The 13,561-nt window shown below is 67.6% G+C and carries 11 protein-coding genes and 3 pseudogenes; 7 read left to right on the forward strand and 7 right to left on the reverse strand.

Going from position 1 to position 13,561, the window contains the following annotated elements; translation table 11 throughout:
- Positions 1-19 precede the first annotated feature (19 nt).
- From AC4OXY_RS00830 to AC4OXY_RS00840, 3 genes are all read right to left on the reverse strand, one after another.
- On the reverse strand, positions 20-223 hold the full coding sequence (locus AC4OXY_RS00830; protein WP_362821027.1) for a hypothetical protein: 204 nt from the start codon (positions 221-223) through the stop codon (positions 20-22).
- A 5-nt stretch (positions 224-228) separates the two neighbouring features.
- Entirely contained in the window at positions 229-525 is a 297-nt protein-coding gene (locus AC4OXY_RS00835) for a hypothetical protein (RefSeq protein ID WP_362821026.1), read from the reverse strand.
- Between the two features lie 632 nt (positions 526-1,157).
- Positions 1,158-1,625 (reverse strand): Lrp/AsnC family transcriptional regulator, encoded by a 468-nt coding sequence (locus tag AC4OXY_RS00840; RefSeq protein WP_356028707.1) that lies wholly within the window; start codon positions 1,623-1,625, stop codon positions 1,158-1,160.
- A gap of 105 nt (positions 1,626-1,730) precedes the next feature.
- Between AC4OXY_RS00840 and AC4OXY_RS00845 the strand changes: the two genes are divergently transcribed.
- The 3 genes from AC4OXY_RS00845 (at position 1,731) to AC4OXY_RS00855 (ending at position 4,799) form a co-directional block, all read left to right on the forward strand.
- Positions 1,731-3,059, forward strand: coding sequence for an APC family permease (locus tag AC4OXY_RS00845; protein ID WP_491992855.1), 1,329 nt, complete (start codon positions 1,731-1,733; stop codon positions 3,057-3,059).
- Positions 3,056-3,817, forward strand: a complete 762-nt coding sequence (locus AC4OXY_RS00850) for a class I SAM-dependent methyltransferase (protein ID WP_491992856.1) — start codon at positions 3,056-3,058, stop codon at positions 3,815-3,817. Before AC4OXY_RS00845 ends, AC4OXY_RS00850 begins: the two co-directional genes overlap by 4 nt.
- A gap of 154 nt (positions 3,818-3,971) precedes the next feature.
- Complete coding sequence (locus tag AC4OXY_RS00855; RefSeq protein ID WP_362821023.1) at positions 3,972-4,799, forward strand: alpha/beta fold hydrolase; 828 nt, start codon at positions 3,972-3,974, stop codon at positions 4,797-4,799.
- 113 nt (positions 4,800-4,912) lie between these two features.
- On the opposite strand, the pseudogene AC4OXY_RS00860 reads toward AC4OXY_RS00855, so the two are convergent.
- Positions 4,913-5,338: pseudogene (locus AC4OXY_RS00860) on the reverse strand (Tn3 family transposase); the annotation flags it as partial.
- Positions 5,339-5,545: 207 nt separating this feature from the next.
- Here AC4OXY_RS00860 and AC4OXY_RS00865 point away from each other — a divergent pair.
- From AC4OXY_RS00865 to AC4OXY_RS00880, 4 genes and pseudogenes are all read left to right on the forward strand, one after another.
- Positions 5,546-6,817, forward strand: a complete 1,272-nt coding sequence (locus AC4OXY_RS00865) for an IS256 family transposase (protein WP_491991204.1) — start codon at positions 5,546-5,548, stop codon at positions 6,815-6,817.
- A 259-nt stretch (positions 6,818-7,076) separates the two neighbouring features.
- Positions 7,077-7,847, forward strand: a pseudogene (locus AC4OXY_RS00870) (IS481 family transposase); the annotation flags it as partial.
- A gap of 507 nt (positions 7,848-8,354) precedes the next feature.
- A complete protein-coding gene (locus tag AC4OXY_RS00875) occupies positions 8,355-10,145 on the forward strand; it encodes a reverse transcriptase domain-containing protein (protein WP_491992857.1) in 1,791 nt (596 codons plus the stop codon).
- Positions 10,146-10,423: 278 nt separating this feature from the next.
- Positions 10,424-10,587, forward strand: a pseudogene (locus tag AC4OXY_RS00880) (helix-turn-helix domain-containing protein); the annotation flags it as partial.
- 154 nt (positions 10,588-10,741) lie between these two features.
- Here the strand turns inward: AC4OXY_RS00880 and AC4OXY_RS00885 are convergent.
- The 3 genes from AC4OXY_RS00885 to AC4OXY_RS00895 are packed head-to-tail and all read right to left on the reverse strand — an operon-like array spanning position 10,742 to position 13,511.
- On the reverse strand, positions 10,742-11,926 hold the full coding sequence (locus AC4OXY_RS00885; RefSeq protein ID WP_491992858.1) for a cytochrome P450: 1,185 nt from the start codon (positions 11,924-11,926) through the stop codon (positions 10,742-10,744).
- A 30-nt stretch (positions 11,927-11,956) separates the two neighbouring features.
- Entirely contained in the window at positions 11,957-13,312 is a 1,356-nt protein-coding gene (locus AC4OXY_RS00890; RefSeq protein WP_491992859.1) for an NAD(P)/FAD-dependent oxidoreductase, read from the reverse strand.
- Positions 13,302-13,511 carry a ferredoxin gene (locus AC4OXY_RS00895; RefSeq protein WP_030176846.1) on the reverse strand — a complete coding sequence of 70 codons (210 nt, stop codon included), beginning with the start codon at positions 13,509-13,511 and terminating at the stop codon, positions 13,302-13,304. Before AC4OXY_RS00895 ends, AC4OXY_RS00890 begins: the two co-directional genes overlap by 11 nt.
- Positions 13,512-13,561: the final 50 nt, after the last annotated feature.

The following is a 13,561-nucleotide window of genomic DNA, read 5'->3' on the forward strand; positions in this document are numbered from 1 at the left end:
CCCGCCGGGGGCCCGCGTGTTACGTCGACATGCGGCTGAGAGCGGTCATGCGGGAGGCTGCGGCAGGGCGGTGAAGCGGGCCGGCGGGGGTGCGGTGCAGCCAGCCCCGGTCCGCCAGGCGCCTGAGCTTGTCGCGCACCGGCTCCACCTGACCAGGCGCGGTACCCCTGCCGAGTTTGACACTGATGTCCTTGGCCGGGACCGGATCCGGGGTCGCGGCCACGATCGTCATGATCGTCTGGCAGTCGGCGGGCAGCACGCTCTCATCCATGGCCGGCTCGCGGTGCGGGACCAGGAGCATCCCGCCCGCACCCGGGGCAGTCGTGACCCGCTCCAACTCGGCGGCCACGGCCGGTCGTCGGCCTCACCGGCGCGTTCGGCCTCGATGAACTGCCCGATCACCACCTCTGCCGCCTCCAGCCGGGCCAACTCGGCATCGATCTCGGCGAGTTCCTTGCGCAGCCGCTCGGCGCGATCGGCCAGAACCACCCGCTGCTGCATCACCCACACCCATACATCCGCCATCAGCAACTCCTCCCGCACACGCTCCCTCGGGAGCCTTCGAAGGAGCCAGAACCCGGCACCGCGATTCCAACGAGTCGACAACGCGCCCGGTGATCACCTGCTAGCGATCACGCATCTGACCCGCACAAGCACCCCATCCACGGTCCACGCCAGCCCCCGCGACCTGCAACTTCAGGTTGAAAACCTCTCAGTGGTTCCGGGCTGGTGAGTGCTCACCTGCTGGCGGCTACGGACCGTAGTCCCTCCTACGACCCGCTGAGTCCCATGAGGGCCGGCAGGCTGATCCACCGCCGCCGCAGGACACCGGTCACGGGCTCGCCGGCCGGAGGTTCCGGCTGGGCGAGCGCCACTTCGGCGTCGGCGACCTGGTGCTGCGCCGAGGCCAGAACGCGCGCCAGTGCCCTGGTAAGTCTTCGCTGATGACATACCAGGGTGAGGCGCACGGCGCTGCGGGAGCGCAGTGCGATCAGGTCGGCGAGACAGGACTCGGCTACAGGCTCCTCGGGTGGGGAAAGTGACCGTTTGCGAAAGTAGCCATGCGTGGGGCTCTGCCTGCCTGCCACGCCTTGTACGGCGGCCGTCGGCTCGTGCCCGGGCCGGTCTCGGTGGAGTGAACTGCTCGTGTGGACGGTCTACATGGTGGTGTCGTGGAGAGGGCTGACGACCTGTGTGCTGACGTGCTGGTAGATCACGTTGCTGCGGAAGTTGACGATCTCTCGGCGCTGGCTGAAGCGGTCCATGAGGAATGTGTGTAGTTGGTCGACGTCCGGTACGGCCACGTGGACGAGGAAGTCGTCGCTGCCCGCGATGACAAACACGGACAGGACCTCGGGCAGGGCGCTCACGTACGTTTTGAAGCCTTCGATGACATCCCGGCTGAGCGGGCGCACCTGGATCGACAGCAGCGCCTGGACGGGGCGGTTGAGTGCGCGCAGGTCGACCGCCGCGTGGAAGCCTGTGATCACTCCGCGCTGGCGCAGCGCGCGCGTGCGCTCCAGGCAGGTGGACGGGGCGATACCCAAGACGCGGGCCAGCTCCCTGTTGGTGATCCGTGCATCGCGCTGCAGATGTTCCAGGATCAGCGAATCAAGTTCGTTCATGACCACCATTCTCATCCATCAGACGAATTTCCTTCGGCCCATCTCTCGAACTGTGGTTGATCGCTCTATGTTTGCCTTCGTCAGCCGAACAACGAGTGGAGGCGCATGGTGGAGAGGCGGCCTGGCCTGGGGGTCGGGACAGGTACGGCCCTGTGCATCGGTGCGGTACTGGGGCCCGGAGTACTGACTTTGACCTCCACGGCCGCGGCAGCCGCGGGACCGGGGTCGATACTGGCGTGGCTCGGACTCGTCGTGGTGAGCCTGCCGATCGCCTGGGTGTTCGCCGTGCTGGGCGCCCGGCATCCCGACGGCGGCGGGGTGGCGACCTTCGCTCGAAGAGCCTTTGGACCGCGACTCGCCGCACCCGTGGGCTGGTGGTTCTACTGGGCCGTTCCTCTGGGCGTGCCTGCCGCGGCACTCATCGGCGGGGAGTACACGGCCGCCGCAGCCGGGTGGGGGCATTCCACCGCGGCTGTGGTCGCCCTGCTGGTCCTGGCCACGGCCTACGGCAGCAACCTCGTCGGCCTGCGCCTGTCGGGCCGGATACAACTGCTCATGGTCGGACTGCTGGCATCCCTGCTGGCGGTCACGATCACCGTGGCTGGCACTCATGTCCAGCGCGCCCACTTCACTCCCTTCATGCCCCGTGACTGGACCTCCGTCGGGATTGCGGCGGGCATCCTGTTCTTCGCCTTCGCGGGTTGGGAAGCCATCAGCCACCTCTCGGCGGAGTTCTCCGCCCCCCGCCGTGATCTTCCCCGCGCGACCCTGCTGGCCTGGGGCATCGTCAGTGTCCTCTACCTGGGACTCGCCCTCGTCACCATCGGAGTGCTCGGGCCACGGGCCGGAACCACCACCACCCCTCTCACGCTCCTGCTGGAACAAGGCTTCGGCGCACCCGCCCGCGCCGTGGCGGCAACCGCCGCGCTCCTGCTCACCTTCGGCGCGGTCAACGCCTACCTCGCGGGAGCCGCCCGGCTGGGCGAGGCACTAGGACACCAGGACGCCATGCCGCGCAGCATCACCAAAGCCGCGGGGGCCACGGCTGTCCCCCGGCGCAGCCTTACGGTCGTCACGCTTGCCTCGGCAGTGATCGCCGTGACCGCGGCCTTCGGGCTCATCGGCCTGGACAGCCTGTTGCGCGCCACCTCCGCCTGCCTGGCCGCCGTCACTCTTGCCGGACTCGCCTCCGCGACCGTCCTGCTGCGGGGCCGCGCCCTCCTGCGGATCAGCGCCGTCGTGAGCTGCGGCATGGTCGGCACCGTGCTCATCTTCTGCGGCCCCTTCCTGCTGGTGCCCACTGCCCTGGCTGCTGCTGCCACCGGCTTCCATACCGTCAGCACCTCCGCTCGCACCGTACGACGCGCAAGAGCTCACGAGACCACACGAAGCCGTGAGGCTGCAGGAAACCGCGAGAAGGGAATTGCCGCATGACCACCGCGTCCGACCACTACGACCGCCTTCTGGCAGCGCACTACACCTGGATGCTCGGCGGAGATGTCGCTGTCGTGGCCCGAGACCAAGCGCGCCTGCTGAACGACCTCGACGTATGCCCTGGCGCGGCAGGCACGCTCGCCGTCGATCTCGGCTGCGGACCGGGACCCCAGAGCCTGGCACTCGCCGAACTGGGCTTCTCCCCGGTCCTCGCCATCGACACCAGCCGACCGCTCCTCGACGAACTCACCGACCTCATGGGCCGCACCGGACACGCGTGTGCCATCCGCCCGATACAGGCGGACGTCCGGGGCGCGCTAGCAGCACACACCCAACCCGCCACCGTGTCCGCAGTGGTGTGCATGGGCGATACCCTGACCCATCTGCCGAGCAAAGATGATGTGGCAGCACTGCTGCGCGACGCGGCCCGGTGCCTCGCCACGAACGGCCAGCTGATCCTCAGTTACCGCGACCTGACCCGGCCTCTCACAGGAACCGACCGCTTCCTTCCCGTACGCGCCACCGACGAGAGGATCATGACCTGTTTCCTTGAGTACGTCGACGTCGATACCGTCATGGTCCACGATCTGATCCACACGCGCGCCTGGAACACATGGACTCAGCACGTCAGCTGTTACCCCAAACTCCGTATCAGCCCCGCCTGGCTGATCGATCGCTGCCGCGATGTGGGCCTGCACATCCAGCACAGCGCCGACGGGCCGCGCGGTCTACACATCATCACCGCGACCAAGTCTTGACCTCGAATACTGACGGAAGGACCGTAGTGACCCCTCGTCCGGCTACCGCCGCACCCTGGCTGCGGGCTGTCCACTGGTACCGAGCGGAACCGCAGAACCACTCTCGCACCGCCTGCGATCCCAGTGCCGAAAAGCAGCACCAGGGAGGCCCGCGATGAGCCGCATAACCGTGAACGACGCCACGCTGCACTATGACGACTTCGGCCCCTCGGACGGCATTCCGGTCGTTCTGATCCACGGGCACCCGTTCAACCGCACGCTGTGGGCCCCTCAGGCCCACGCGCTCAGCGCGGCCGGGCACCGGGTGATCACCCCCGACCTGCGTGGTTACGGGGAAAGCAGCGTGACGCCCGGCAAAGTGCTCCTCTCCGATTTCGCCGACGACATCGCCGTTCTCCTTGACCACCTGAACATCGAGCGCGCAGTGATCGGCGGCGTCTCCATGGGCGGCCAGATCTCCATGGAGTTCTGCCGCCGCCACCTGGCGCAGGTTCGGGCGCTCGTCCTGTCCGACACGTCAGCCCTCGCCGAGACCCACGCGGGCAGGGCATTCCGCAACCGCCTCGCCGACCGGCTGCTCTCCGAGGGTATGGGTGGTTACGCGGACGAGGTCATCGACAAAATGCTCGCTTCCTACAACGTCGCTGCTCTCCCGGATGTGGCCGCACACATTCTCGGCCTGATGCGCACCACCGATCCTCGTGGGGCTGCCGCGGCACTGCGCGGCCGCGCCGAACGTCCCGACTACCGCGACACCCTCGTCACTGTCGCCACCGCCGGTGTTCCCACTCTGATCGTGGTCGGCGCGGACGACGTCTACACGCCCGTCACCGAGGCCGAGGCCATCGCGAGTCTCGTTCCCCATGCCACTCTGAGTGTCATCGACGGCGCCGGGCATCTGCCGGGCGCGGAGCAACCCGAGCGCTTCAACACCGTCTTGCTGGACTTCCTCCGAACACAGCCGTTCGAACACGCTCAATAGCCCTGACCCGTGTTGTCCTGATGTTACTCAAACCCGAGATGGACAAGCTGCGGCGATGCAATCGCGCCCTCGAAGGAGGACACCCCACACGGGTGTTGCCAGCGAAGAACCGCTCACTCTTCCACGCCGTCATCGTCCTCGTCGAGGTGGGCCGCAGCCCGGCCGCGCAAGGGTCGCAGCCCCTCGCACGGCGGGCGGGCGGCGAAGCTGTAGCGGCCCAGGCAGTTGAGGTTGACGTGCTTGAGCGGGGAGACCCGGACAACGTCCCCGTCCAGGACGTCGTGCTCCCGCACCTCGGGTGGCAGAGCCCGCAGGTAGTCGACGGCGTCGTCGAGCTAGCGGGTCGCCCAGAGGTCGGCGGCATTCAGGACCATGCCGGGCTCACCGAGCTGGTCCTCCTGCCCCGTCCTATACGCCAGCATGATCTGGCCGCGCTTGCCGTGGTAGATGTCCCGGGCGGGCTTGTGCCGCGGCTCCTGGACGGTCAGCTGCCAGTTCATCTGCCGACGGTAGGCGTCGTCGACCGGGTCGACGACTCTCGAGTCCTTCAACCGGTTCTCCCAGTGGGTCGGCTTCGGCAACCAGGACGTCAGCGCCGACAACGACCCCGTCGAGCAGGAGAAGGCGACGAAATTCAATACTTTGTTGACGAACGCGGGCGTGTCTGAAAGATCGTGTAAGTCCGTGATGTGACAGGCTGGTCAGGGCTCTGACCTGGGGCCTTTGGCCAGCCGGGACGGACGGACATGAACGACAACGAGATCCCGGCCGTCGAACCGGCCGAGGACAAGCTCGTGGATGAGGTCGTCGAGCGGCTGCTGGACCGCGCCGACGCCTCGGGCGCAGCCCTGCTGGGTGACGGCGGGCTGCTGACAGAGGTGACCCGGGCCGTGCTGGAGCGGGCCCTGGACGCGGAGATGACCGATCACCTCGGATACGAGAAGCACGATCCCGCGGGCCGCGGCTCGGGCAACAGCCGCAACGGCACATCGCTGAAGACGGTGCTGACCGATGCCGGCGCGGTCACGCTGGCCGTTCCGAGGGATCGTGACGGGTCCTTCGCGCCTCAGCTGGTACCCAAGCACGCCAGGCGACTTGCGGGCTTCAACGAGCAGGTCCTGTCGCTGTATGCCCGCGGCATGTCGGTGCGCGACATCCGCTCGCACCTGGCCGGCCTGTACGGCGTCCAGGTCTCACCGGACCTGGTCAGCAAGGTCACCGACGCCGTCACCGACGAGCTCGACGCATGGCAGAACAGACCGCTGGACGCCGTCTGGCCGATCATCTACATCGACGCGCTGTGGGTGAAGATCCGCTCCGGGTCCGTGGCCTCCCGGCCGGTCTACCTGGCCGTCGGGGTGGACATGGACGGCTGCAAGGACGTGCTCGGCCTGTGGGCCGGCGACGAGGGCGAAGGCGCCACGACCTGGATGACCGTGTTGTCCGAGCTCCGCAACCGCGGCGTCGAGGACGTGTGCATCGTGGCCTGCGACGGGCTGAAGGGCCTGCCCGACGCGGTCACCGCGACCTGGCCCAAAGCCACCGTCCAGACATGTGTGATCCACTTGATCCGTGCCTCGCTGAGGTTCGCCTCCAAGCAGCACCACACCAAGCTCGTCTCGGAGCTGAAGGCCATCTATGCCGCCCCGACCGAGCAGGCGGCCGAGCAGGCCCTCGCCGACTTCGCCGCGGGCGAGCTGGGCCAGAGGTATCCCGCGATCGTGAGGACCTGGCAGGCCGCGTGGAGCGAATTCACCCCCTACCTCGCCTTCCCGCCGGAGATAAGGAAGGTCGTCTACTCGACGAACCTGATCGAATCGATCAACGCACGGCTGCGGAAGGCCACCCGCAACCGCGGCCACTTCCCCTCGGAACAAGCCGCGCTGAAGGTGCTCTACCTCGCCGTCCGCGAGCAGATCACCCCCAGAGCACGCGATGTCAACCACGTCGCGGCACACTGGAAGAAGGCACTGAACCAGTTCTCACTCTTCTTCGAGGACCGGCTCAACACCAAGTGAAATCCGAGGACTTACACAAAGTTCCGTACGCGTCCACGAACGCGGTGATCTTCCACCACGCCCTGGGCATCGCCGAGATCGTTCGCCAACTCCTGGAGAAGGGATGGGAGATCGACCCGGAGGACCTGGCCCAGGTCTCTGTCTTGTCTCGGTTGATGCTTGACGTTGTGGCTTCACCTGATGCTTGACACAGCTTGCCTCGGCTTGGCTGTGCGCGTCTGATCCGCGTGCAGGGAGGGCCGGGGCCGTGCTGGTGGAGTTGAGCGTGGTCGAGCAGCGGTATCACGCGGTGATGGAGGTCGCCGCGGGGGTTCCGGTCACCCAAGTCGCGGTCCGGTATGGGGTGTCGAGGCAGTCGGTGCACTCCTGGGTGCGCAAGTACGAGCAGTCGGGTCTGCCGGGGCTGGCGGACCGGTCGCACCGGCCGGACTCGTGTCCGCACCGGATCGCCGGGGAGGTGGAGGCGGTGGTGTGTGAGTTACGGCGCCGGCATCCCGGCTGGGGTCCGCGCAGGCTGGTGCACGAGCTGGAACGCAGAGGCCTCACGCCGGTGCCGTCCAGGGCGACGGTTTATCGGGTCCTGGTCCGCAACGGTCTCATCGAGCCGGGAGTGCGCAAGCGTCGCCGGTCGGATTACCGCAGGTGGGAGCGGTCGACGGCGATGGAACTGTGGCAGATGGACATCGTCGGCGGGATCCTGCTGGCGGACGGCAGCGAGTGCAAGATGGTCACCGGGATCGACGACCACTCCCGGTTCATGGTGATCGCGAAGGTGGTGCAGCGGGCCACGGCCCGGGCGGTGTGTCTGGCCTTCGGCGAGGCGCTGGTGCGGTTCGGAGTGCCCGGCGAGGTGCTCACGGACAACGGCAAGCAGTTCACTGCCCGCTTCGGCTCCGGCAAGCCGGGGGAGACGATGTTCGACCGGATCTGTCGGGAGAACGGCATCGCTCACCGGCTGACGAAGCCGCAGTCCCCGACAACCACGGGGAAGATCGAACGCTTCCAGTGCGCCACGAGGCGCTCTGTCGTATCCCCGGCATAGCCGGGAGGAATTCGGAGGGAGATTCCTGGGTCTGATGGCTTACCTGGATCCGAAAGGTGAAGGGGACCAGAGCATGCCAGCAAACCGGAGGCCGGGTCCAGGCGTTGGGGACGGCGCTCCGGGAGACCCGCGTGATATGGCGAAAGCTGAATTGCCTGAACTCCAATCTCCAGAAGATGAAAGTTCACATCCGCCGGAAAGACGTCTGAAACCGGCGCCGGCCCTGCCGCCAGAGTGGAAAAAGGAAGGTGCAACCTCCGGGGCCAGGAGCGATGCCCAGTGAGGGCATTCAAGGAGATGAGTGGGGCGCCTACGTCACGCTATGACGTACGACGGAGACGAACGTGGGATCGCCTATGGGACGCGAGTCCTATGGCGACGGAGGGGCCGTAGTAGTCGCCGGAGTCACGACCGGCCAGGGAGGACGGGAAAGCCGTCCGCATTCGGGCGAAGGGCCCCAGGTGATCGGACATCCGAAGTCGGGAGGTATGCGAAATGCAGAGTGCCGAAACGGTGCTGGGTGTCCTGCGTGAGCGCGGCAGGCGTGGCCTGCCGTGTGAGGAGCTGTATCGACAGCTGTTCAACCCGCAGTTGTATCTGCTGGCTTACGGGCGCATCTATGCCAACAAAGGAGCGATGACTCCCGGAGCCACACAGGAAACCGTGGACGGCATGTCAGTGCGGAAGATCGGCCGCATCATCGATGCGATACGCCACGAGCGTTACCGGTTCCGCCCGGTGAGGCGAGTTCATATCCCGAAGAAACAGAGCGGGAAGACTCGGCCTCTAGGCTTGCCAACCTGGTCAGATAAGTTGGTCGGCGAAGTGGTACGCCTTCTCTTGGAGGCATACTACGAGCCCGCCTTCTCTGATCGGTCCCATGGATTCCGGCCAGGAAGGGGATGCCACACCGCTTTGCGGGAGGTGTCGCTCACCTGGACGGGCACCACTTGGTTTATTGAGGGCGATATCGCCGACTGCTTCGGGAGTCTCGACCATGAGGTCACGCTCCGGGTGCTGGGCGAGAAGGTCCACGACCAGCGGTTCCTGCGGCTGGTGCACAACATGCTGACAGCCGGATACCTGGAGGACTGGGTCTGGAACGCGACGCTCAGCGGTGCTCCGCAGGGCGGCGTCGTCTCCCCCGTCATCTCCAATATTTACCTGCACAAGCTGGACGAGTTCGTCGAGACGGTACTGATTCCCGAGTACACCCGAGGAAAGCTCCGGGCACGTAACCCGGAGTATCGAAGGACGGAACGCGCAGTCGCGAGAGCCCGGCGGAAGGGTGACCGTGCTGAACTGCGGTCCGCCTACCGGCGGTTGCACAGCCTCCCCAGTCAGGATCCGGATGATCCGGACTACCGGAGGCTGCGATATGTGCGTTACGCCGACGATACCTTGTTCGGGTTTGTTGGGCCGAAGGCTGAGGCCGAGGAGGTGAAACAGCGGCTTGCGGAGTTCCTGCGTGATGATCTCAAGTTGGAACTTTCGAGTGACAAGACGCTCATCACTCATGCCCGCACGAAAAGGGCGAGGTTCCTCGGCTATGAGATCTCGGTCGCACGCAGCGACCGCAAGACGGGCCGCGACCGGCGCAACCGCCGGTCGGCAAGCGGCACGATCGTCTTGCACGTTCCTGCCACCGTGCTCAAAGCCAAGAGCGTCCCGTACTTGTCACGTGGAAAACCCGCGTGCCGAAACCCTCTTGTCAACGAGTCCGACTATGTCATCGTGGGCAAGTACGGGATCGAGTACAGAGGCATAGTCCAGTACTACCTGCTGGCCAGTGATGTCCAACGGCTTCACCGGTTGCGCTGGGTCATGGAGACTTCGATGCTCAAGACCCTGGCGAGGAAGCACCGCTCGTCGGTGACGAAGATGGCGGCCCGCTTCAAGGCCAAGATCTCGACCCCGTACGGGCTCCGCACGTGCTTCGAGGCCACTCTGGCGCGAGACAGCAGGAGAGAACTGGTCGCCCGATTCGGAGGGATTCCCCTCAAACGGCAGAAGACGGCGGAACTGACCGACCGTCTGGCCGGACCGGTCTATCCGCATAAAGAGCTGATCCGTCGGCTCCTGGCGAATAGATGCGAGCTCTGCGAGCGCCCCGGCGAGGTGGAAGTCCACCACGTCAAGTCGCTCAGCCACCTCCAACGGGCCGGTGAGCCTTCCCCCGTCTGGGTGAAGTTGATGGCGGAGCGTCGTCGCAAGTCCCTTGTGGTCTGCGGGAGTTGCCATGACCGAATCCACGGGGCGAAGCCGAAGACCGCGCGCACGCAGTAGTCACTGGAGAGCCGGTTGCCCGGAAAGCGGGCATGGCCGGTTCGGTGGGAGGCCGGACGGAAAAGGACCTGCTCAGCAGGCACCTCGTCGTCCGGCCGACCCTACCCAGACCCTGCGGCGTGAACTCCTCGACGGCCACGATCCGTAGACCCTCGGCCGCCGCCAGGGCGGCGAGCCGGTCCCGGGCCTGGCCAGCCGGCGGTGCCGGCGGCCTTCTCGCCTTGGGCGAGGAAGTGACGGAAGTCGGCGTCCTCCTTCTCCAGGATCGAGGCGGCCTGTGCTCGTCGGCGGCGGTGTGGCGGCTGCTGCACCGGCACGGCTGGTCCTGGCAGTGTTCCGCCCGCCGGGCCCTGGAGCGCGACGAGCAGACGGTGGGCCTGTGAAAGAAGGATGTGTGGCCGCAGGCGGAATGACTGCGGCGGCGCTGGGCGCGTACCTACTGGAGCTGTGCCTCCTGGCTCGAAGCGGTCAATAGGCAAGCCCCGGCCAGCATGGCTGAGATGCTCCTGCACTCGACCTGTCCACGGACGAGGCCGCGGCGGCGCCCGGCGCCCTCTTGCCGCTGCAGCCTGACGAGGGCGCCGTGTCCCTCGGCTTCATAGGTGGACGGGCAGGTGGCGGGGGCCGCGAAGCATGGCGTTCTGCCGGTAGGGGGGCGGATCCTGGACCAGGCTTGCCGTCGCGAGGTAGGGAAGCAGCGCGCCGAGCGCGGCGTAGGCCTCGACACGGGCCAAGGGGCCGCCGTAGCAGGCATGGATGCCACTGCCGAAGCCGAGGTGCTGGCTGTCCGGGCGGGCGGGGTCGAACCGGTCGGGGTCGGGGAACCGCTGGGGGTCGCGGTTGCCGGAGGCCAGAGCCAGGATCACGGAGGCGCCTTGGGGGATGAGCGTACCGGCGACGTCCACGTCGGCGTGCGGGATGCGCTCGCGCATGTGGACCGGGGGCTCGTAGCGCAGCAGTTCCTCCACCGCACGCGGCAGCAACTCCGGTTCCCGGCGCAGCCGGTCCAACTGCTCGGGCTGGCGCAGGAAGGTGAGGGCGCCGTTGGCGATCAGGTTGACCGTGGTCTCATGTCCGGCGATGAGGAGCAGTACGGCGGTTTCCGCGAGTTCCTCCTGGGTGAGCCGCAGGGCCGGGTCCGGCTCGTTGACGAAGGCGGAGAGCATGTCGTCGCCCGGCTTGCCACGGCGCTGCTCGGCCAGGTTCAACAGGTAGCCGCCCATCTCCATCCGTGCCTGGTCGCCGGCCTTGTCCGGCTCGGTGGAGTCGTCGTCGGGCCTGACGTCGGCGGCTGCGACGATAGCATCGGACCAGGCCCGGAAGAGCGGCTCGTCCTCGTGCGGCACGCCGAGCAGGCGGCAGATCACGGTGACGGGCAGCGGGTAGGCGAAGTCGTCGACGATGTCGACCTGCCGGCCCGCCTCGAACGGCTCCAGCAGTTCCTTGGTGATCCGGTCGATCTCGCCGCGCATGCCGTCGACCCGGCCCGGGCTGTGCGGGGGCCCGAAGGGCCGCATGGCCAGGGTGCGCAGCCTGTGGTGCTCGGGGTCGTCGAGCCGCAGGAACGGCGGCTTGTGGGTCACCTCGCCGCGGGTGCGGGGGTCGGCACTCATCCGTGGGTCGTGGAGCAGAGCGGCGATGTGGTGGTAGGTGCCGATCAGGTAGCTGCCGTCGGCCTGCTGGACCACCGGACCGGCCTCGCGGAGTTCCGCGTACAGCGGATAGGGGTTGGGACGGCTGGCGTAGTCGGTGATCCGTGCCAGCAAGGTCGCGGAGTCCATGGTGGCTCCTCGTGGGGGGCGGGATGTGGGCTACACCACCGTCAGCCGGCGGTCGGGAAGGTGACCGGTGAGCGCGACGGTCGGGCCGTGGGACAGCACGGAGGGGTCCGGGACGGCGGAGGGGATCGTGATGTCGGCCGCGATCGCACGGTCCTGCGCGCCGGGCGGGGGCGGGAAGGGAGCGGCGGTCTCGATCAGGTGCCGGTAGTAGTCGAGCGCCTTGGCCATGTCGACGGTGACGGCGGCGGTGACCCGGCCCTGGTAGCCGTAGACCATCGCCAGACGGCGTGCCTCCAGGGAGCCCTGGGCGATGACCACGTGGTCGGAGTAGGTGGGGACGCCCACCGACTTGATGTTGAGTCCGAACTGGGTCGACCAGAAGACCGGGATGGCCAGGTGCGGGCGCTGCATCGGCCCCGGGTTGACCATGTTGTGGGCCGCCACCGCGGCCTGCTCGACCGCGTTGCCCCAGTGCTCCAGGGAGAGCATCTGGTAGCCGAACAGCGGGTGGGGGAAGCGGGAGACGTCGCCGGCCACGAAGACGTCGTCGGTGACGATCCCGTACATGTTGAAGGCCCGGCAGCCTGCGTCGCAGGCGATGCCGCGGGGGCCCGCCGCCAGCCCGGACTCCGCCAGCCACTCCACGTTGCGGACCGCGCCCAGCGCCACGACGCACACGTCCGCCTCGACGCGGCTGCCGTCGGACAGCTGCGCGCCGGTGAAGGCACCGTTGCCGTTCAGGGCGGTAACCGTCACCCCGGTGCGCAGGTCCACGCCGTGGTTGCGCTGCATGACGGCGGCGAGCTTGGACAGGGTGCCGCCGAGCGCACCTACCAGGGGTGCGGGGCCGCGTTCGGCGACGGTCACCTCAAGGCCCAGTTCCCGGCAGGCGGAAGCGATCTCCGAGCCGGTGAAGCCGCCGCCGATCACCAGTACCCGCTCTGGTCTCGCGGCCAGCCGCTCGGCCAGTCCCGCGCCGTCCTCGCGCGTGCGCAGGGTGAACACCCCGTCCAGGGCGCCCTCCTCTGGGTTGGGCCAGGGCCGCGCCCGCGTTCCGGTGGCGATCAGCAGCCGGTCGTAGGGCAGCGACTCGCCGTCGGCCAGCAGTACCCGTTTCGCCAGCAGGTCCACACCGGTGGCGCGCACGCCGAGGCGCCACTCGGCGTCCGGGTCCCGACGCATCGGCAGCTCGAGGGTGTCCGCCGTCGCCTGGCCCAGCAGCACCTGCTTGGACAGCGGCGGCCGGTCGTAGGGCGCATGAGGCTCGTCCCCGACCACGGTCAGAGACCCGGCGAAGCCCTCCTCGCGCAGCGCCTCCGCGGCTCTCAGCCCGGCCAGCGACGCGCCGACGATGACGATCCGGCCGTCTTTCAGGTCACCGGGCACCGGTGCTCACCTCTTCCCCGAGGAGGATCGCCTGCACCGGGCACGCCGCCGCGGCCTGGCGTACCCGCTCCACCTGGTCGTCTGGGACGGCCGTGGCGTACAGCAGCCCCTCCTCCCCGTGCAGCTCGAACACCTCCGGGGCGAGGAACACGCACTGTGCATAGCCCTGGCAGCGTGTGAGGTCGACAACGGTCCGCATCTCCACCACTTCTTCCTCCGTTGTCACGCCCCCCTCATCTCCAGCATGGG

Source organism: Streptomyces sp. HUAS MG56 (assembly GCF_058673395.1).